Consider the following 22536-nt stretch of genomic DNA (forward strand, 5'->3'; position numbering starts at 1 on the left):
CAAGCAGGGAGCCCACGTGAAGGCGACTTCGGACGGTCCGACCGACGCGAGCACGCGGCGGGCGCTGCGTAGGGAGCTCCTGCGCCGCAGGCTGGCCGACGAGCTGCCGGCCGCGGAGCCCACCGCAGGCGTCCGGCGCGAACCGGGCGCGCCGCAGCCGCTCACGGCGGCGCAGCAGCGCATGTGGTTCCTCGCCCAGCTCGACGCCGAGTCGGGCCGCGCCGCCCACTCCGTGGCCACGGCCTTCACCCTCGACGGGGCGCTCGACGCGGTGGCGCTGCGCACGGCGCTCGACGGGGTGGTGGCCCGGCACGAGGTGCTGCGCACCACCTACCGGCGGCGCCCGAACGGCACGCCGGAGCAGGTGGTGCACGCGCAGCTCGCCCCCGGGTGGGCGGAGGAGGACCTGCGGACGCTGTCGCCTGCCGAGCGGGCGGCCCGCACCGAGGAGGTCGCGCAGGAGCTGGCGGGCCGGGTCTTCGACCTCGCCACCGAGGCGCCGCTGCGGATCGGGCTGCTGCGCACGGGCGAGCGCGAGCACGTGTTGGTGCTGGTCGCCCAGCACATCGCCTGGGACGACGCGTCCTGGGCGGTGTTCTTCGGCGAGCTGGTCGCGCGGTACCGGGCCGCGCTGAGCGGCGAGCCTGCGCCGGCGACCGACGGTCCCCAGTACCTCGACGCCGTCACGCCCGAACCGGGCCCCGAGGGGCTCGCCCACTGGCGGGAGCGGCTGACGCCCCTGCCCGAGCCGATGCCGCTGCCGGGCGCCCGCGCGGAGGCCGACGGTTCCCGGCCGGGCGACGGCGGGCAGTGCGTCGTGCCCCTGGACACCGCGCTGGTCGAGCGGGTGCGCGCCTTCGCGGGCGAGGTGGGTGCGAGCCCGTTCATGGTGCTGCACGCCGCCTTCACCGCGGTGCTGCACCGCTTCACCGGCGCCGAGGACGTCGTGGTCGGCGCGCCGGTGGTCAACCGCGACCGGCCGGAGGCGGCGGCGCTGGTCGGCTACTTCGGCAACACCGTCGTGCTGCGCGCCGCGGTGCGCGGAGCCGACACGTTCCGCCGGCTCGTCGCGGCCTCGGTGGAGACGTGCCGGGACGCGTTCGCACACGCCGACGTCGACCTGCGCCGGGTGGTGGGTGAGCTGGGCGCCGCCGGCGCCGACGGCGTGACCGGGCTGTTCGACGTCCTGTTCGGGGTGCGCACGGCCGCCGAGTCGGCGCTGGTCCTCCCCGATCCGGACGGCGACGGTGAGTGCACCGCCACCCGCAGACCGCTGCACAACGGCACGGCGCAGCTGCCGCTGAGCGTTGTCGTGGAGCTGGCCGAGACCGGTGGGCTCGTCGAGGCCGTCCACAGGTTCGACGCGCTGAGCGGACCGGCGACGCACCGGCTGCTCACCGGTTTCGTCCGGCTGCTGGACCTGGCGCTCGCCGCGCCCGACACCCGGCTGGACCGGCTCGACCTGCTCACCGAGTCCGAGCGCGCGGCCACGTCCGGGAACGCCACGCCTGGCGCCGCCACCGTCGGCAGCGCGGTGGAACTGGTGGAGGCGCAGGCCCGCCGCACCCCGCACGCGCCTGCCGTCGTGGGCGGCGGCGAGGTACTGAGCTACGCCGAGCTCGACGCGCGGGCCAACCGCGTGGCACGCCGGCTCGTCGCCGACGGCATCGGCGGAGAGGACGTCGTCGCGCTGGCGGTCGAGCGCACCGCGGATCTCGTGGTCGCCGTGCTCGGGGTGCACAAGGCCGGTGCGGCCTACCTGCCCGTGGACCCCGCCTACCCCGCCGAGCGGATCGCGTTCCTGCTCACCGACGCCGCTCCCACCGCGGTGCTCACCACCGCCGGCGTGCGGCTGCCGAGCGGTGGACCCACCCCGCTCATCCTCGACGACCCTGCCACCGTCGCGGCGTTCGGCGGCGCACCCCTCACCGACGCGGAGCGCGTCCGGCGCCGCCGCCCCGCCCACCCGGCTCACCTGATCTACACCTCCGGCTCGACCGGCACACCCAAGGCCGTCCTCGTCCCGCACGGTGCCGTTGCCACCTTCACGGAGTGGGCGGTCGCGCAGCTCGGCCCCGAGCGCCTGGCCCGCACCGTGCTGTCCACCTCGCTGAGCTTCGACGTCTCGGTGCTCGAGCTGTTCCCCCCACTGGCCTGCGGCGGCGTGCTGCGGGTGGTGGACGACGTGCTCGATCCCGCGGTCTCCGCACCCGTGGCGCCGGGGTCCGGCACTCCGACGCTGCTCTCGGCGGTGCCGTCCGCGCTGGCCGCGCTCGTCGCCGACGGTTCCCGCGCGCTCCCGCCGACGATCGTGCTGGGCGGGGAGACGTTGCCCCGCCCGCTCGCCGACCGGCTGCGCGCCGCGGGCCACGAGGTCGTCAACGCGTTCGGGCCCACCGAGACGTGCGTGTACAGCAGTGCCACCGTCGTGGGCGAGGGAACCGGTCCGGTGCCGATCGGCGAGCCGGCGTACGACACGCGCTTCCACGTCCTCGACGGCGCGCTCAACCCGGTGCCGGTGGGGGTCGTGGGGGAGCTCTACATCGGGGGCGGGCAGCTGGCCCGCGGCTACCGGGGACGGCCGGGGCTGACGGCGTCACGGTTCGTCGCCGACCCGTTCGGACCGGCAGGGGCGCGCCTCTACCGCACCGGCGACCTGGTGCGGCGCGGCGAGGACGGCACCGTCGTGCACCTCGGCCGCACCGACGAGCAGGTGAAGATCCGCGGGTTCCGGATCGAGCCGGGCGAGGTCGAGGCGGCGCTGCTGGCCCGGCCGGAGGTCCGGCAGGCGGCGGTGGTCGCCCGTACCGACGGCCCGACGGGCCCACAGCTCGTGGCATACGTGGTGGGGCCCGGCGCCGACCCGGAGGGGTTGCGTGACGCGCTCGGCGCGCGGCTGCCCGCGCACCTGGTGCCGTCGGCGGTGGTCGTACTCGACGCCCTGCCGAGCACCCCCAACGGCAAGCTCGACCGGCGCGCCCTGCCCGCACCCGACCGAGGCCCCCGTGCGGGGCGGGCGCCCGCCGGGCCGGTGGAGGAACGGCTCGCGGCCCTGTTCGCCGAGGTCCTGGGCGTGGCCGGGGTCGGGGCCGACGACTCCTTCTTCGTACTCGGCGGGGACAGCATCGTGTCCCTCCAGCTGGTGGGCCGGGCCCGGGCCCACGGCCTGGCGTTGTCCACGCGCGACGTCTTCGAGCGCCGCACCGTCGCCGCGCTCGCGGCCGTGGCGGGCCGGGCGGACACCGCGCAGACGGAGGTCGTCCCCGCCGTCGGCGCGGTGCCCGACACCCCGATCGTCGCGGAACTGCTGGGGCACGTCGCCCCGATCGCGGGCTACGCGCAGTCGCTGCTGCTCACCGCGCCCGACGGGCTCGACCGGGCCGGCCTCGTCCGCGTGGTGCAGGCGCTGCTCGACCGGCACGACGCCCTGCGCGCCCGTCTCGTCGCCCGTCCCGGTGCGGCGCTGGAGGTGGAGGCCCAGGGGGACGCCGAGCCGCTCGTCCACGTCGGCGCCCGCCCGGTGGAGGAGGAGCGCCGGGCCGCCGCCGCGCGGCTCGATCCGGGTTCGGGGGTGGTCCTGCAGGCCGTGCTGCTCGACGGGTCCGTGCTGCTGGTCGTCCACCACCTCGTGGTCGACGGCGTGTCGTGGCGGATCGTCGCCGCCGACCTCGCTGCTGCCTGGGCCGCGCTGCGAGACGGCCGCGAGCCGGTGCTGGGTCCCGTCGGCACCTCGCTGCGGAGCTGGGCGACCGGGCTGCACGCACACGCGCCGGACCGGGCGGACGAGCTCGACCGGTGGACCACGATCCTGCGCGGGCCCGATCCGCTGATCGGCGCCCGGGCTCTCGACCCCGCCCGTGACGTCGTGGCCACGGTGGCCGAGGTCCGCACGGAGCTGCCCCCCGAGCTGACCGAGGCCCTGCTCGTCCGGGTGCCGTCGGCGTTCCACGCCACCACCGGCGACGTGCTGCTCGCCGGGCTGGCCCAGGCCGTGGTGGCCTGGCGCGCCGAGGTGGATGCGCCGTCCGTGCTCGTGTCGGTGGAGGGACACGGGCGGGAGGAGACCCTCGTGCCCGGGGCCGAGCTGTCCCGGACGGTCGGCTGGTTCACCACCCGCTTCCCGGTGCGGATCGACCTGGCCGAGGCGGGCTCGGCCGCCGCCGCCGTGAAGCACACGAAGGAGCGGCTGCGCGAGCTGCCCGCCCGCGGCGCCGGCTTCGGGCTGCTGCGCCACCTGGTCCCTGCCACCGCCGCCGTGCTGCGTGAGCTGCCGGCCCCGCAGCTCGCCTTCAACTACCTCGGCAGGCTCTCCGGCGGCAGCGCGCCGTGGTCACCGGTCCCCGGCGGTTTCGCCGCCACCGCCGAGCCCGGCATGCCCGCCGCGGCGGTGCTGGACGTCAACGCCGTCGCCAAGGACGGGCCGGACGGCCCGCGGCTGGTGGCGCACTGGTCCTTCCCGAGCGGGCTGCTCGAGGATGCGGAGGTGGCCCGGCTCGCGCAGCTGTGGCAGCAGGCGCTCATCGAGATCGCGGCGTCCGACGGCGGCGGTCGCACCCCGTCCGACCTGACGCTGGCCGTCGCCGCGCAGAGCGACGTCGAACGCTGGGAGCGCGCGTACCCCACGCTGTCCGACGTCTGGCCCCTCACCCCGCTGCAGCGCGGTCTGCTGTTCCACGCGCTGGCCGCGGCCGCCGACGGCACCGAGGACGTCTACTCCCTCCAGTACGTGGTCGACCTGGCCGGCGAGCTTGACCCGCAGCGGCTGCGAGCGGCCGCGGCCACGCTCGTGGCGCGGTACGCGAACCTGCGCTGCGCGTTCGTCGCCGACTCCGACACCCCCGCACAGATCGTCGTCGACGGCGTGACCCCGCCGGTCACCGTCGTCGACGCCGCCGACCGCGACGAGGCCGACCGGTTGCTCGCCACCGAGCGGCGGGTGCCGTTCGACCTGGCCGCGCCGCCGCTGCTGCGCATCCTGCTGGTCCGCACCGGACGGACCGCCCGGCTGGCGGTCACCGCCCACCACCTGCTGCTCGACGGGTGGTCGATGCCGGTACTGCTGCGGGAACTGCTCGCCGCCCTCGACGAGCAAGCGTCCGAGCCGGTTGTGCCCTTCACCGCGCTGCTGCGCTGGTTCGCCGAGCGTGACACGGCAGCGGCGCGCGCCGAGTGGGCACAGGCGCTCGCCGGCGTCGAGGGGCCGACGTTGCTGGTGCCGGCAGCCACCGCAGAGGAGCCCGAGCAGGCGGAGATCGAGGTCCCGGGCACCGTCACTGCCGCGCTGGAGAGCCTCGGGCGCGCCCGCGGGCTCACCACGAGCACCCTGCTGCAGGCCGCGTGGGCGGTGGTCCTCGGTCGGCTCACCGGCCGCGACGACGTCGTGTTCGGCACCACCGCGGCCGTCCGGCCCCCCGAGCTCGACGCCGTCGAGACGCTGGTCGGGCCGGCCATCACCACGGTCCCGGTGCGAGCCCGTCTCTACCCGGCGCAGCCGCTCGCCGACCTCGCCAGGGACCTGCAGGACCGCCGGACCGGGCTGCTGGACCACGAACACCTGGGGCTGGCCGATATCCAGGTAGCCGCCGGACAGGGAGACCTCTTCGACTCGCTGGTCGTCGTCGAGTCCTACCCGCTCGACGCCGATGCGCTCGCCGCTGCCGCCCGGCGCGGCGGTCTCGAGGTCACCGGCCTGTCGGGCCACGACGCCACCCACTACCCGGTGACGCTGGTCGTGGTGCCGGGCGAGGCGCTACGGCTGCGGCTGCAGGTCCGCGGCGCGCCCGACCTGGCCGCCGACGTCCTGCTGGACCGCCTGGTGCGCGTGCTCGACGCCGTGGCGTCCGGGCCGGACACGCCCGTGGCGCAGGTGGAAGTGCTCACCGCCGAGGAACGGAACCGGCTGCTCACCGGCACCGTCGAGGAACCGGCCGACGTCGAGCCGTCGACGTTGCCCGCGCTGTTCGCGGCGCAGGCGCGCCGCCGTCCCGACGCGGTCGCGCTCACCCACGGGGACACGACCCTGACCTATGCCGCCCTGGACGACCGGGTGGGGCGGATGGCCCGCCTGCTCGCCGAGCGTGGCGTCGGGCCGGAGACCCTGGTCGGCGTGGCCCTGCCGCGCTCGGCCGACCTGGTGGTGGCCCTGCTCGCGGTGAGCCGGGCCGGCGGTGCGGCGGTGCCGCTCGACCCGGGGTACCCGCCCGAGCGGCTCGCCCGCACCCTCGCCGACGCCGCGCCCGCCTGCGTGCTGACGACCTCGTCGGTCCGGGCCCAGCTCCCGCCCGGTTCGCGGGTGCCCCAGCTCGCGCTGGACGACCCCGCCACCGTCCGCGCGCTCGCCGCGGCCGAGCCGCTGGACGTGCCGGCCACGCTGCTGCCCGCCCACCCCGCCTACGTGATCTACACGTCCGGCTCGACCGGGCGTCCCAAGGGCGTGCTGGTGCCGCACGAGAACGTGGTGCAGCTGCTCGGACAGACCGATCGCCTGTTCCGCTTCGACGACCACGACGTGTGGACGATGTTCCACTCGGCGTCGTTCGACTTCGCGGTGTGGGAGATGTGGGGCCCGCTGTGCACCGGCGGCCGCCTCGTCATCGTCGACCATGCCGTGTCGCGCTCGCCGGAACAGTTCCGCGACCTGCTGGTGCGCGAGCGCGTCACGGTGCTGAACCAGACCCCGTCGGCGTTCGCGCAGCTCGCCGCGGCGCTCACTCCCGCGAGTCGCCCGTTTCCACCACGCGAGTCGCCCAGTTCTGCAGGGCCGGCCGCGCCGGGTTCCGCCCTCGCCCTGCGGTGCGTCGTCTTCGGTGGCGAGGCACTGGACATGACGCAGCTCCCGGCGTGGTTCGCCCGGCACCCGGCCGGCTCGCCGCAGCTGGTCAACATGTACGGGATCACCGAGACGACAGTGCACGTCACCGCCCAGGTGGTCCACGAGGAGCTGGTGGCCGCCCGGGCCGGGAGCGTGATCGGGCGCGGGATCCCCGGCCTGCGCGTGCTCGTACTCGACCGGCACCTGCAGCCGGTGCCGCCCGGCGTCGTCGGAGAGATGTACGTCGGCGGCGGCCAGCTCGCCCGCGGCTACCTCCACGAGGCGGCGCTGACCGCGTCCCGGTTCGTCGCCGACCCGTACGGGCCTCCGGGAGCGCGGCTCTACCGCAGCGGTGACCTCGCCCGCTGGTCGGCCGACGGCCTGCTGGAGTACCTCGGACGCTCCGACGAGCAGGTCAAGATCCGCGGGTTCCGCATCGAACCGGGCGAGATCGCGGCCGTGCTGGCCGAGCATCCCGACGTCGCGCACGCCGTGGTGGTGGCGCGACGCGACGGGGGCACGGCACGGCTCGTCGCGTACGTCGTCCCGCGGGTGGCCGGTGGCGTCGACGGCAGCGCGCTGCGCGGCCACGCGAGCGCGCGGCTGCCCGAGCACATGGTGCCCGCGGCCGTGGTGGCGATCGGGTCGGTGCCGCTGACCGCGAACGGGAAGCTGGACCGCATCGCGCTGCCGGCGCCCGACTTCGCCGCCACTCCCGCCGCGGAGTCCGGCACCCGGACCGGGACCGGCACGGCGCCGGCCTCCGCCCAGGAAGAGCTGCTCTGCACGGCGTTCGCCGACGTGCTGAACCTGCCCCGGGTGGGGCCCGGCGACGACTTCCTGGCCGTCGGGGGCGACAGCATCCTCGCGATCGGGCTGGTCAACCGGCTGCGCCGGGCCGGGCTGCGGGTCAGCCCGGCCGACGTCCTGCGTCACCGCACGCCCGCGGCACTGGCGAAGCTGCTGCCCGAACCGGGCGACTCGGCCGACCAAAACGGGCGACTCGCGGGCGTTGGTGCGGCCGGGTCGGGCGACTCGCACGCCCAGAACGGGCGACTCGCGGGGAGGGGGGTGGGCTCCGACGGGGTGGGGGCGGTGCCGCCGCTGCCGATCGTGGAGCGGTTCGCCTCGTGGGGCGGCCCGATCGGCCGGTTCCGGCAGTCGATGCTGGTCACCGTGCCCGCCGAGGCGACGCTCGACCGCCTCGAAGCCGCACTGGCCGCTCTGCTCGACACCCACGACGCGCTGCGCCTGCGCCTCACCCGGCACGCGCCCGGGCTGTGGGACCTGCACGTCCGGGAGCCCGGCGCCGTGTCCGCGGCCGATGTGCTGCGCCGGGTCGAGGTCACCGGGCCGGCTCCCGACGCGCTGCGCGCCGCGATCGCCGAGGCCTCCACCGCCGCGGCCGGGCGGCTCGACCCCGACTCCGGTGCCGTGCTGCAGGCCGTGTGGTTCGACGCCGGGACCGCCGAACCCGGGCGGCTGCTGCTGGTGGCCCACCACCTCGCCGTCGACGGGGTGTCCTGGCGGATCCTGCTGGAGGATCTGGCCGTCGCGTTCGCCGGTGGCACGCCGGCTCCGGTCGGGACCTCGTTGCGTGCCTTCGCCAGGGCCGCCGCCGAACGGGCCCACGACCGCCTCGGCGAGCTGGAGCACTGGCGGGCCACGGCCGCGCCGGGCGCCGACCTCGTGGCGGGGGTGACGGCGTCGGGCACCGCGGCAGGCACCGCGGACCACGTCGTCGAGCTGTCCCCGGCCGCCACCGCACCCCTGCTGACCGTCGTGCCTGCCACCGCGGGCACGGGGGTCACCGAGGTGCTCGCGGCCGCACTCGCGGCCGCGGTGGGTCGCCGTCGCGGGCCCGGTGCGCTGCTCGTCGACCTCGAGCGCCACGGCCGCGAGCCCCTGACCGCCGAGACCGACCTCTCCCGCACGGTCGGCTGGTTCACCTCCGTCGCGCCCGTCCGGCTCACCGCCGACCCGGACCCGGCCGTCGCACTCGCGAGCGCCACCGAGGCGCTGGCCGCCGCGCCGGACGGGGGCTTCGGGTACGGCCTCCTGCGGTACGCGAACGCCCGCACCGCCCCGCTGCTGGCCGCCACCGCACCGGCGCAGGTGCTGTTCAACTACCTCGGCCGGGTCGACGCGCGCCCCGGGCCGTGGACGGTGGCGCCGGAGTCGGATCTGCTCGACGACCGCCCCGACGACGACCTCGGCGTCCCGTACGCCCTCATGGTCAACGCGGTGTGCCAGGACACCGGCGACGGCCCCCGGCTGCGGATCCGCCTCACCCACCTGGTCGACGTGCTGCCTGCGGCCGAGGTCTCCCGGCTGGGCGCGGACCTCGTGGCCGCCCTGGACGAGCTGGTGGCCGGTTCCGCCGACGCGGCGGCGCCCGCGGATGCGGCGGACCGGGCCGACCTGGTGGACCTGGTCGACCTGCCGGACGGCGAGCTCGAGCGGGTCCGCGCGCTGTGTCCCGGTGGGCTGGAGCAGGTGTGGCCGCTGTCCCCGTTGCAGGAAGGCCTGTTCTTCCACGCCGCGCTGGACTCCGGCAGCGACGCCTACACGGCACAGTTCTCCCTCGACCTCGACCACCGCCTCGACGCCGCCCGGCTGCGCGCGGCGGCCGTCGAGTTCATGGCACGCAACCCCACCCTGCGTGCCGGGTTCACCGACGGTGGGCTGCGCTCGCCGGTGCAGTTCGTGGCCGCGGCGCTCGACGCGCCGCTCACCGAGGTCGACCTCGGCGACCTGGCCGAGCCCGAGCGCATCGCCGGGGCGGCGGAGCTCGCCGCGCAGGACCGGACCCGGCCCTTCGACGTCGCGAGCCCCCCGCTGTGGCGGCTGCTGCTGATCCACCTCGGCCCCGACCGGTCGCGGCTGGTGATCAACCGGCAGGTGCTGCTGTGGGACGGCTGGTCGGGCGCGCTGGTGATCGACCAGCTGCTCGGCCTCTACCACCACGGCGCCGCGGCCACGCCCGTCCCGGCGGGCGACTACCGCGACTTCCTGCGCTGGCTGGCCGAGCGCGACGTCCCGGCAGCGGAACGCGCCTGGCGGGATGCGCTGGCCGGGTTCACCGAACCGACCGTGCTGGTTCCGGCGGCCCGTGGCCTCGCCCCGGTCGGGCCGCGGCGGCGCGCCACCGTGCTGCCCGACGCCTCGGCCCGGGCCGTCCGTGACCTCGCGCGCCGCAACGGCGTCACCCTCAACACCGTGCTGACCGGCGCGCTCGCGCTGGTTCTCGGCGCCGTCACCGGCGGCTCCGACGTGGTATTCGGCACCACCGTCGCCGGTCGCCCGCCGGAGGTGCCCGGTCTCGACGAGGTGGTCGGGCTCTTCCTCAACACGGTGCCGGTGCGGGTCACGCTCGACCCGCGCGAGACCCTGGCCCAGCTGCTGCGCCGCGCCCAGGACGAGCGGCTGGACCTCATGGACCACGAGCACCTCGGCCTGGGTGCCGTGCAGCGGGCCGCAGGCCAGGCGCAGCTGTTCGACGTGCTCTTCGTCCTGCAGAACTTCATCGACGAGACGGCGAGCACCCGCTCGCAGTCCGAGTTCGGGATCACCGGCGGCAGCAGCCTCGACCACACCCACTACCCGCTGACGCTGGTGGTGGCGCCGGGGGAGCAGATCGGCGTCCGGCTCGAGTACCGGTCCGACGTCGTCGACGACGAGTACGCCGAGGCGCTGCTCGCCCGGTTCGTCGGCCTGCTGGACACGCTCACCACCACCGCCGAGCACACCCGCGTCGGCGCGGTGCCGGTGCTGCGCGGGGACGAACGCGCCGCGATCGAGCGTATGGCCGCCGGGCCGCAGGGCCCCCAGGACGTCGACACCGTCGCCGACCTGCTCGCCGTCCAGGCGGCGGCCACGCCGGACGCGCTCGCGCTGGTGTGCGGGGACCAGCGGCTCACCTACGCGGAACTGGACGGCCGGGTCAACCGGCTGGCGCGGCTCCTGCTCGCCCACGGTGCCGGGCCGGAGCGGGTGGTGGCCATCGGCGTGCCGCGCTCCGTCGACACCGTCGTCGCGCTGTTCGCGGTGCTGCGCACGGGCGCGGCCTACCTACCGCTGGAGCTCGACCACCCCACCGACCGGCTGGCCGCGATCCTCGCCGACGCCGACCCGCTGCTGCTGGTCACCACCAGCGGGGTGAGCGACCGCTTCGCCGGCACCGCACCGCTGCTCCTGATCGACACCCTCGCGGCGCGGACCGAGCTGGCCACCCTCGCTCCCACGGTGATCGACGACGCCGACCTCGGCGCGTTCTCCCGGGACCGGGCGGGACGACTGCTGCACCCGGCGTACGTGATCTACACGTCGGGCTCGACGGGCCGCCCCAAGGGCGTGGTCACGCCGTACCGCGGCCTGACGAACATGATGCACAACCACCGCACCGAGATCTTCGCGCCCACGGTGGCGGCGGCGGGCGGGCGGCGGCTGCGGATCGCGCACACGGTGTCGTTCGCCTTCGACATGTCGTGGGAGGAGCTGCTCTGGCTCGTCGAGGGGCACGAGGTGCACGTCTGCGACGAGACGCTGCGCCGGGACGCGCAGGCGCTGGTGGCCTACTGCGACACCCACCGCATCGACGTGGTGAACGTGACCCCGACCTACGCCCAGCACCTCCTCGCGGAGGGCCTGCTGGAACGCGACGAGCGCCGCCACCGTCCGGCGCTGGTGATGCTCGGCGGCGAGGCGGTGTCCGAGACCGTCTGGAACCGGCTGCGCGACACCGACGACACGGCGGGCTACAACCTCTACGGCCCCACCGAGTACACGATCAACACCCTCGGCGGGGGCACCACGGACAGCGCGACCCCCACCGTCGGGCGGCCGATCCGCAACACGGCCGGGTACGTGCTCGACGGCTGGCTGCGTCCCGTGCCGGACTGCGTGCCCGGCGAGCTCTACATCGCCGGGGACGGCCTCGCCCGCGGCTACCTGAACCGGGCGGAGCTCACCGCGGAACGGTTCGTCGCCGACCCGCACCGGGCGGGCGGGCGGATGTACCGCACGGGCGACCTCGTGCGCCGTCGCCCCGACGGGATCCTCGACTTCCTCGGCCGCACCGACGACCAGGTGAAGGTGCGCGGCTACCGCGTGGAGCCCGCGGAGGTCAGCGCCGTGCTCGACCGGCATCCGCTCGTCGCCCGCTCCGCGGTCGTGCCGCAGCGGGAGCCCGGGGACGCGGGGCTGACCCGCCTCGTCGGCTACGTCGTGCCCGCCGCGCTGCCCGCCGACGTGCGCGCCGAGCTGGGCGCGCAGCAGGTCGGCGAGTGGAACCAGGTCTACAGCGACGAGTACACCGAGATCCCCACCGCCGTGGTCGACGAGGACTTCTCCGGCTGGGACTCCAGCTATGACGGTGAGCCGATCCCGGTGCCCGACATGCGGGAGTGGCGGGAGCGCACCGTCGAGCGGATCCGGGAGCTCGCCCCGCGCCGGGTGCTGGAGATCGGGGTCGGCACCGGCCTGCTGCTGGGGCGCCTGGCCCCGGACTGCGAGGCGTACTGGGGCACCGACCTCGCGGCCCCCGTGATCGGGAAGCTGCGGGAGGTCCTCGCCGGGGACGAGGAGCGGTTCGGCCACGTCGAGCTGCGCTGCCGTCCCGCCGACGACCTCGACGGCCTTCCGGCGGGCTTCTTCGACACCATCGTGATCAACTCGGTGGTCCAGTACTTCCCCGATGCGGGCTACCTCGAGCGCGTGCTGCGCGGCGCGCTGGAGCTGCTCGCGCCCGGCGGCGCCCTCTTCGTCGGCGACGTGCGCAACCTGGCGGTGCTCCACGCCTTCCACACGGCGGTCCAGCTGGGGCGCACCGACGACGACGCCGCGGCCAGGCAGCGGGCGGTCGAGCGCGCGATCACCATGGACAAGGAACTGGTGCTCGCACCGGACTTCTTCACCGGTCTGGCCGCACAGCTGCCCGGAACCACCGCGTCGGTGCGCACCCGCCGGGGCCGGCACGTCAACGAGCTCACCCGGCACCGCTACGACGTCGTCCTGCACCGGGCCCCGGAGGTCCGGTCGCTCGCCGCCGCGCCCACGCTGATCTGGGGCGTGCAGCTCGCCGACCTCGACGGGCTGGCCGCGCACCTGGAGCGGCAACGGCCCGCGTTGCTGCGGGTGAGCCGGGCGCCCGACGCCCGCCTCGCCGGAGAGCTGGCCGCGGTCGCGGCGCTGCGGGACGGCGACGTGACCGCCGCCCGCGCCGCCCTGACCCAGCAGAGCGGTATCGAGCAGGAGGACCTGCACGAGCTCGCCGAGCGGCTCGGCTACCGGCTGCACGTGACGTGGTGCGCTGCCCAGCCGGGCACCGTCGACGCCGTGTTCGCCACCGGCGACGGGCCGCTGGCCGGGGACTACCTCCCGGCCGACGGCGGGCGCGTCGCCAACGACCCGACCGCCGCGCGCAGCGCGAGCGAGCTGACCGCCCGGCTCCGGACCGACCTGGGCGCGCAGCTTCCCGACTACATGGTCCCCGCCACGTTCGTCGTGCTGGACGAACTGCCGATCAACGCCAACGGCAAGCTCGACCTCACGGCGCTGCCCGGGCCCGAACCGGTGGTGCGCCGCGGCAGTGGCCGCGCGCCCGCCAGCGCGGTGGAGCGCACGCTGTGCGCCTTGTTCGCCGAGGTTCTCGACGTGCGTGGCGCCGAAGGGGCCGACCACGGCGTGGGGGTAGACGACGACTTCTTCGCCCTCGGCGGCCACTCGCTGCTGGCCACCCGCCTGATCGGCCGCGCGCGCACTGCACTGGGCGCTGAGCTGGCGATCCGGGACCTCTTCGAGGCCCCGACGGTGGCCCGGCTCGCCGAACGCGTCGGCGGCGCCCGCCCGGCGCGGCCCGCGCTCGTCCCGGCGCAGCGGCCCGAACGCGTGCCTTTGTCGTCGGCGCAGCACCGGCTGTGGCTGCTCGACCGGTTGGCCGACGGGCCGGAGCGCGCGTCGGCGTACCACTACCCGCTGGCGGTGCGGCTGCACGGCGCGCCCGATGTCGACGCGCTGCGGGCGGCTCTGGCCGACGTCACGGCCCGGCACGAGGTGCTGCGCACCGTCGTCGCCGAGCACGACGGCGTGCCCTTCCAGCGCATCCTGCCGGCCACCGACCCGGCCGCCGCGCCCGCGCTCGACGTCTCGCCGGTCGCGGCGGGCGCGCTGACCGCGCGGGTCCGCGCGGTGGTGGAGCGGCGCTTCGACCTGGGCGCCGACCTGCCCCTGCGGGCCGTCCTGCTGGCCGTGGACGGCGGGCCGGAGCACGTGCTCCTGCTCGTGCTGCACCACATCGCCACCGACGAGTGGTCCGACCGGCCCCTGCTGTCCGACCTGGACGCCGCCCACGCCGCGCGCCGGGCCGGGGCGCGCCCGGACCTCGCCCCGCTCCCGGTGCAGTACGCCGACCACACGCTCTGGCAGGCCGACCTGCTCGCGAGTCTCGGCGCCGAGCAGGAGGCGTTCTGGACCGAGGCGCTGGCGGGGCTGCCCGAGGAGATCCCGCTGCCGGTGGAGCACCCGCGTCCCGCGGTCCGCCACGGCACGGGGGGCCGCGTCCAACGGAAGCTGCCCGCACCGGCGGTGGCCGCCCTGCGGGCGCTCGTCGCGCGCACCGGCACCAGCATGTCGATGCTCACCCACGCCGCCACCGCCGCGCTGCTGCACCGGCTCGGTTCCGGCGACGACATCCCGCTCGGGGTGCCCGTGGCCGGGCGTTCCGACGCCGCGCTGGAGGGCTCGGTCGGGTTCTTCGTCAACACGCTGGTGTTGCGCTCGGACCTGTCCGGCGACCCCACGTTCACCGACCTCCTGGCGCGCACCCGGGCCACCGACCTGGCCGCTTTCGACCACGCCGACCTCCCGTTCGAACGGGTCGTCGCCGCGCTCGGAACGCGTCGCGAGGCCGGGCGGAACCCGCTGTTCCAGGTGATGAGCGGCTACCACCAGGTGCCGCCGGAGCCGGACACGCTGCTGGGCCTGCCGGCGCGGCCCTACGACCCGGAGACCGTGCACGCCAAGTTCGACCTGCACGTCACGCTCACCGAGCGGCTCGGCGACGGCTCGGTCACCCTGCTGCTGGAGCACGCCACCGACCGGCTCGGCACCGACGCGGCAAGCGCACTGCTGGACCGGCTCGTGCGGCTGCTGGAGCAGGTCGGCGCCGACCCCGACCGGCGCGTGGGCGCGCTGGACCTGCTGACCCCCGCGGAACGGGTGGGCGCACTCGGCGCCGGCACCGGACCGGCGGTGGCCGTCCCCGCCGCCACCCTGCCCGAGCTGCTCGCCGAGCAGGCCGACCGCACCCCCGAGGCGCTCGCCCTGGTCGTCGACGGCGACGGGGAGCCGCAGCGGCTGTCCTACACCGAGCTCGACCGGCGGGTCGACGCCCTCGCGCGGGAGCTCGCCACTCGCGGGATCGGCCGCGGCGCGCTGGTGGCGGTGGCGCTGCCCCGCTCGGCGGAGCTGGTGGTGGCGCTGCACGCCGTGGTGCGGGCCGGGGCGGCCTACCTCCCGCTCGACCCCGACCTGCCGGCCGAGCGGCTGGCGTTCATGCTCGCCGACGCCGCGCCCGCCGCAGTGCTGACCACCATGGCGCTGCGGGCCGCTACGCCGTGGCCGGCGGGCATCGGCGCGGTGCTCGCCGTCGACGAGCCCGGGTTCGCCCCGACCGGAGCGGCGCCCCGGCCGGCCTGTCCCGCCGGTCCGGCCGACCCGGCGTACGTGATCTACACGTCCGGCTCGACCGGCCGGCCGAAGGGCGTGGTCGTCCCGCACGCCGGCATCGTCAACCGGCTGGCCTGGATGCAGGACGAGTACCGGCTCACCCCGGACGACCGCGTGCTGCAGAAGACGCCGTCGAGCTTCGACGTCTCGGTGTGGGAGTTCTTCTGGCCCCTGCTCACCGGCGCCGCGCTGGTGGTCGCGCGCCCCGACGGCCACCGCGACCCCGCCTACCTGGCCGCACTCGTCGTCCGCGAGCGGGTGACCACGGCGCACTTCGTGCCGTCGATGCTCACCGAGTTCCTGGCCCACCCGGACGCGGCGGGCTGCACGGGGCTGCGCCGTGTCGTCTGCAGCGGCGAGGCGTTGCCCGGCGCCACGGCCCGGAGGTTCGGCGAGCTGCTGCCCGGGGTGCGTCTCGACAACCTGTACGGCCCGACCGAGGCGGCGGTCGACGTCACCCGGTACGCCGACGCGCCGGGCACGACGGGTGCCGGGGTCCCCATCGGCACGCCGATCTGGAACACCGACGCGCACGTCCTCGACCTGCACCTGCAACCGGTGCCCGACGGCGTGGCCGGTGAGCTGTACCTGTCGGGCGTCCAGCTCGCGCACGGCTATCTGGCGCGACCGGGCCTGACCGCGTCGCGGTTCGTCGCCGACCCGCACGGACGTCCCGGCGAGCGGATGTACCGCACCGGTGACCTCGCCCGCAGACTGCCCGGTGGTGAGCTGGAGTTCCTCGGCCGCTCCGACGACCAGGTCAAGATCCGGGGCTTCCGGGTGGAGCCCGGGGAGATCGAGGCGGCGCTGCTCGCGGCTCCGGCCGTGACGGCGGCCGCCGTCGTCCTCGACGAGTCCGCCGCCGGTGAGCCGCGCGTCGTCGGCTACCTGACCGGCTCGGGAGCCGACCCCGACACCGTGCGGGCGCACGTGGCGGACCGGCTGCCCGCCCACATGGTGCCCGCCGTTCTCGTCGTGCTCGACGCGCTGCCGCTCAGCCCCAACGGCAAGCTCGACCGCGGCGCACTGCCCGCTCCCGACGTCGTGGCCGGCGCGAGCATCGAGGCCCCCCGCACCGAGCGGGAGGCGGTGCTCTGCGCACTGGTCGGGGACGTCCTGCAGGTCGACACCGTCGGTGTGCACGACGACTTCTTCGGCGCAGGCGGCACGTCGTTGTCGGCGATGCGGCTCGTCGGCCGGATCCGGGCGGCCACCGGGGTCGAGCTGGCCCCGCGGGCGGTGTTCGACGCTCCCACCCCGGCCGGGCTGGCGGAGCTGCTGGAGCGCGCTGTGTCGGCGTCCGGGCCGGGCCCGGTGCGGCCCGCGCTCACCGCCGCGGCGCAGCAGGGGCACCGGCTGCCGCTGTCGGCGTCCCAGCGCCGGATGTGGCTGCACTACCAGCTGCGCGGCGTCGACCCGACCTATGTCGTCCCGGTGGCCTGGCGGCTGCGCGGCCCGCTCGACGTCGCTGCGCTCACCGCGGCGGTGCGCGATGTCGTCGACCGGCACGAGCCGCTGCGCACGGTGTTCCCGGACAGCCGGGGCACGGCCTTCCAGCAGGTCCTGCCGGCGCCGGACGTCCCGTTGCCGGTGGTCGAGAGCGACCGGGCCGGCCTGGGCGCGCTCGTCGACGACGAGGTGGACCGCGGCTTCGCGCTCGACCGGGAACTGCCGATCCGGGCGCGGCTCTACCGGCTGACCGATGCCGGTACTGCCGCCGAGCACGTCCTGCTGCTGCTCGTTCACCACATCGCGACCGACGAGTGGTCGACGGGCCCGCTGGTGGCGGACCTCGCCGCCGCCTACACCGCGCGCGCGGCCGGTGCGGCCCCCGGCTGGGCGCCGCTGCCGGTGCGCTACGCCGACTACACGGCCTGGCACGAGCGGCTCCTGGCCGCGGTCGCCGACGACCAGTTGGCGTTCTGGCGCCGCGCACTGGCCGGCCTCCCGACCGAGCTGGCCCTGCCCACCGACCGGCCGCGGCCGGTCGAGCTGAGCCACGTCGGGTCGACGGTCCCGTTCACGGTGGACGCCGCGATCGCCGGTCGGCTCCGTGAGGTGGCGCGCCGCCGAGGTGTCAGCATGTTCATGCTGGTCCACGCCGCGGTGACGGTGTTGCTGCACCGCATGGGCGCGGGCACCGACATCCCGCTCGGCTCCCCGGTGGCCGGGCGCGGCGAACCGTCGCTCGACGACCTCGTCGGCTTCTTCCTCAACACCGTGGTGCTACGCACCGACCTGTCGGGCGACCCGACCTTCGCGGAGCTGCTCGACCGGGTCCGCGAGGCCGACCTCGCCGCCTTCGACCACGCCGACGTCCCGTTCGAGGCGGTCGTGGAGGCGCTCGACCCGGAACGCTCGCTGGCCCGGCGTCCGCTGTTCCAGGTGATGGTCGTGCACCTCAGCGGCGTCACCGGGCAGGCGCCGGAGCTGCCGGGCCTGGCGGCCGAGGTGGAGCCCGTGCAGCGCGCGGTGTCGACGTTCGACCTGTCGGTGAACGTGGCCGAGGTGCCCGACGGGCTGACGGGCACCCTCGAGTACAGCGCCGACCTGTTCGACCGGACGTCCGTCGAGCAGATCGCCGACCGGTTCACGGCGGTGCTGGCCGCCGTCGCCGCCGACCCGGAGGTGCCCGTCGGGTCCGTCGACGTGCTGACCGCAGCGGAACGCGAGCGCGTGCTGCACACCTGGAACGCCACGGCGCACCCGGTGCCGGAGCGGACGTTCGGCGCGCTGTTCGCCGACCAGGTGGCCGCGCGCCCGGACGCGGTGGCCGTGGTCGACGGCGACCGGGAGGTCGGATACGCGGAGCTCGACGCGCGGTCGCGGCGCATCGCGTTGCTGCTGCGCGAGCACGGCGTCGGGGTGGAGGACGTGGTCGGCGTGGCCGTGCCGCGCACCGCCGACATGGTCGCCACCGTGTTGGCCGCGGTCCGGCTGGGGGCCGCGTGGCTCCCGCTCGACCTCAAGCACCCGGCGGAGCGGCTGCGCGCACTCGTCGAGGACTCCGGCGCGGCGCTCGTGGTGGCGACCGTCGCCGTGGCCGACGACCTGCCGGTGGTCGACGGGGTGCCGACGGTGCTCCTCGACGAGCCCGCGGTCGCCGCGCAGCTCGTGGCCCCGGCCGCCGACGACCGGCTGCCCGGCGAGCCCGCCGGGCTCGACCACACCGCCTACGTGATCTTCACGTCCGGCTCGACCGGGCGTCCGAAGGGCGTCGCCGTCCCGCACGACGGGATCGCGAGCCTCGTCGCCACCGCGGTCGAGCGGATGGGCGTGGACGCCGGGTCGCGGGTGCTGCAGTTCGCCTCGGTCGGGTTCGACGTGGCCGCGTTCGAGCTGGCGATGGCGCTGTGCACCGGCGCCACGCTGGTGCTGGCGCCGGAGGAGGTGCGCACCGCCGACCACACCCTGACCGACTTCCTGGCCGCGCAGCGGATCACGCACATGGTGCTGCCGCCGTCGCTGGTCTCGGCGCTCCCGCCGGAGTGCGAGCTGCCGGCCGACGCGGTGGTGCTGGTCGGTACCGAGACCGTGCCGCCCGACCTGGTGCCGCGGTGGGCCGGGAAGGTGCGGCTCTTCGCCGCGTACGGGCTGACCGAGGCCACCGTCAACTCCACGCTCTGGCGGGCCGACCCGGCCCGGCCCGGACCCGTGCCGATCGGCGTGCCCGATCCCAACACGCGCGCCTACGTGCTCGACGCGCGGCTGCAGCCGGTGCCGCCCGGCGTGGTCGGGGAGCTGTACGTGGCCGGTCGCGGGCTCGCTCGCGGCTACCTCGGCCGCCCCGGCCAGAGCGCGGCGCGGTTCGTCGCCTCGCCGTTCGGCGCGCCGGGGGAGCGGATGTACCGCACCGGGGACCGCGCCCGCTGGAGCGCCGACGGCCTGCTCGAACACCTCGGCCGCGCCGACGACCAGGTCAAGATCCGGGGCTTCCGGATCGAGCCGGGCGAGGTGGCCGCCGTGCTCGGCGAGCAGCCCGGCGTGGCGCAGGCTGCGGTCGTCGTGCACGGCGCAGCCCGGACCGCCCGGCTGGTCGGTTACGCCGTGGCGGCGCCCGGGGCCGACCTGGACTCCCGCGCCCTGCGCGACGGCGTGGCGCAGCGGCTTCCGGAGTACATGGTCCCGGCCGTGGTGACGGTGCTGGCCGACCGGTTGCCGTTGACCCCGAACGGCAAGCTCGACCGGCGCGCCCTCCCGGAGCCCGACCTCGGCGCCGCCACCGGTCGCGGGCCGTCGACCGCCCGCGAGGAACTGTTGTGCGGCCTGGTTGCGGAGGCGCTGAACCTGCCGGCCGTGGGTGCCGATGACGACTTCTTCGCCCTCGGCGGCGACAGCATCGTCGCCATCGCCCTGGTCGGGCGGATCCGCGCGGCCGGGCTGCAGATCTCGCCCCGGCAGCTGTTCACCCACCGCACCCCGGCCGCGCTGGCCGCGGTGCTCGACGGGGACGCCCGACCCGACATCCGCGCCGCGCCGATCGAGGTGCCCGCCCTGCCCGACCTCGCCACCACGACGGGTGCAGCGGACACCGACGACTCCGGCCCCACCGCCCCCACTCCGGCGCTGGCGGCGTTGCGTGACTCCGGGCTGCCGGTCGCAGGCCTCGGCTCGCCGGTGCTGCTGGCGGTGCCCGCGGGCCTGTCCGCGGACCGGCTCGCCGCTGCCCTGCAGGCCGTCCTCGACGCGCACGAGGCCCTGCGCTCCCGGCTGGTGCGTCCCGCGGACGGGCAGTGGTACCTGGACGTCGCGCCGCGGGGGAGTGTCCGCGCGGCGGACGTCATCCTCCGGGTCGAGGCCACGGAACCGGTGGCCGCCGAGGTGCTGGCGCACGCCCGCGCCGCGAACGAGCGGCTCGACGCCGAGGCGGGACGGATGCTCCGGGCCGTCTGGTTCGACGCGGGCGCCGACCGGCCGGGACGCCTGCTGCTCGTGCTGCACCACCTCGTCGTCGACGGCGTGGGCTGGCGGATCCTGCTGGAGGACCTCGCGGTCGCTGCGTCCGGAGCGGGTCGTCCGGCGCCTGTTCCGGTGCCTTACCGCGAATGGGCCGCCCGCGTCGCGGCCGACGCCACGAGCCCGCAGCGCGAGGCGGAGCTACCGCTGTGGACCGGGCTGCTGGGCGCGCCCACACCGCCGTTCGCGTCCCGCCCGCCCGGCACCGCCCAGGCAGCGGTCGAGCGAAGCAGGCCGGCGGCCGGCCTGCTGTCCGCAGTGCCCGTCGCCATGCAGGCGGGCATCGACGACGTGCTCGTCACCGCGCTCGCGGTGGCGGTGGCGCGCTGCCGTGCACGGTGGACCGGCCACGACGCCGGACCGCAGGGCACCGGGCTGCAGATCGCCCTGCAGGGGCACGGCAGGCGCCCGGAGCAGGTCCGGCACTCCGGAGACGCGGCCGACGAGGGCGCCGACCTGACCCGCACGGTCGGCTGGCTCGCCGACGTCGTGCCGGTCCGGGTGGACCCGGGTGCGGTGGAACCGGACGCGCTCGCCGCGGCGGTGGCCCGGGTCCGTGACGACCGGGCGGCACTGCCCGACGGCGGCGCCGGGTACGGCGGCCTGCGCTACCTCAACCCCCGCACCGCAGCGCTGCTCGCCGGGACGGCACTGCCCGAGGTGTACCTGAACTACGAGGGCCGGTTCACCCGGGCCGAGGCGACGGACTGGGCCACGGTCGTCGAGAACGACGCACTCTTCGCCGACTGGGGGGACGACCGGCCCGCGGAGTTCCCGCTGAGCGTGCTGGTCCGGGTGGCGGACCGGCCGGACGGGCCGGTCCTCACCGCGCGCTGGATCGCGGCCCCGGACGGCCCCTCCGGGGCGGAGCTGGAGGAGCTCGTCACGGAGTGGTCACGCATCCTGGACGACCTGGAGCAAAGGTTTGCCTAACTTAATCTTGATTGCCATACTCCGCACGTCCGGCGCGGGCCGCTCGGTCCGTGTCTTCCGCTCCCCGCACGACCTGGAGGTCCGGGTGCCCAGGAGAACGAGGCCACTGCTGGCCGCAGCAGCGACAGTGGTGGTCGCCGCCATGTTGGCGGCCTGCGGTGGAACCGCAGGCCAAGGCGGCTCCCCAGCGCCCGACGCTGCGCCGCCCGCCCCGGCCGGAGCCACCGACCAGTTCCCGGTGACGATCCAGCACAAGCTGGGCACCACCACCATCCCGGCGGAGCCGAAGCGGATCATCGCCCTCAGCTACGAGGAGGACACCCTCGGCGCGCTCGGGATCACCCCGATCGCCTACGGCTCCAACGACTACCTGCCCGGCGGGAAGTACCCCTGGCTGGCGGGCAAGATCGACCTCTCCGGCTCCACGGAGCTGAAGAACGTGTTCACCACGCCGAGCCTGGAGCAGATCGCCGGCCTCAAGCCCGACCTGATCCTGGCCACGAACTACTACGGGCTGGAGAACTACTACAGCCAGCTGAGCCAGATCGCCCCCACGGTCGGCTACCCCGAGGAGGCGGGCACCTCCAGCTGGCAGACCATCAGCCGGATGATCGGCAAGGCCGTCGGGCGCAGCGCCCAGACCGAGCAGGCGATCGCCGCCACGGAGGGCGACATCAGCGCCCTCGCCGCGCGGCTGCCTGGGCTGAAGGGCAAGACCTTCAGCTCCAGCTTCTACTACGACCCCGGCCAGCCCTTCGCCGTGATCGACGACCCCGCCACGATCTCGGTGGCGCTCTACACCCAGCTCGGGCTCGTCCTGTCCCCGGCGGTCACCTCCACCGTCAAGGACCGCTCGCTGAGCATGGAGCAGATCGGGTCGTTGGACGCCGACTTCATGTCCATCGGCTTCGCCACCCCCGAGCTGAAGAGCTCGCTCGAGGCCACCCCGGCCTACCAGGCGATTCCCGCCGTCCAGGCCGGCCGCGCCTACGAAGCCGACGCCTTCACCGCCCAGACCTTCAACAACCCGACGCTGCTGAACATCCCGTGGCAGCTCGAGCAGATCACCCCGACGCTGGAGAAGGTCGCCGCCGGGGCGGCCGGCTAGG

2 protein-coding genes are annotated in these 22536 nt (G+C 75.9%); both read left to right on the forward strand.

Annotation, left to right across the window (positions count from 1 at the left end; genetic code table 11):
* The first annotated feature begins 16 nt into the window (after positions 1-16).
* Entirely contained in the window at positions 17-21427 is a 21411-nt protein-coding gene (locus AC5L35_RS30465) for a non-ribosomal peptide synthase/polyketide synthase (protein WP_495063174.1), read from the forward strand.
* A gap of 7 nt (positions 21428-21434) precedes the next feature.
* On the forward strand, positions 21435-22535 hold the full coding sequence (locus tag AC5L35_RS30470) for an iron-siderophore ABC transporter substrate-binding protein (protein ID WP_495063175.1): 1101 nt from the start codon (positions 21435-21437) through the stop codon (positions 22533-22535).
* The last annotated feature ends 1 nt before the right edge of the window (position 22536 follow it).

The organism is Pseudonocardia sp. OZ21 (genome assembly GCF_059359135.1).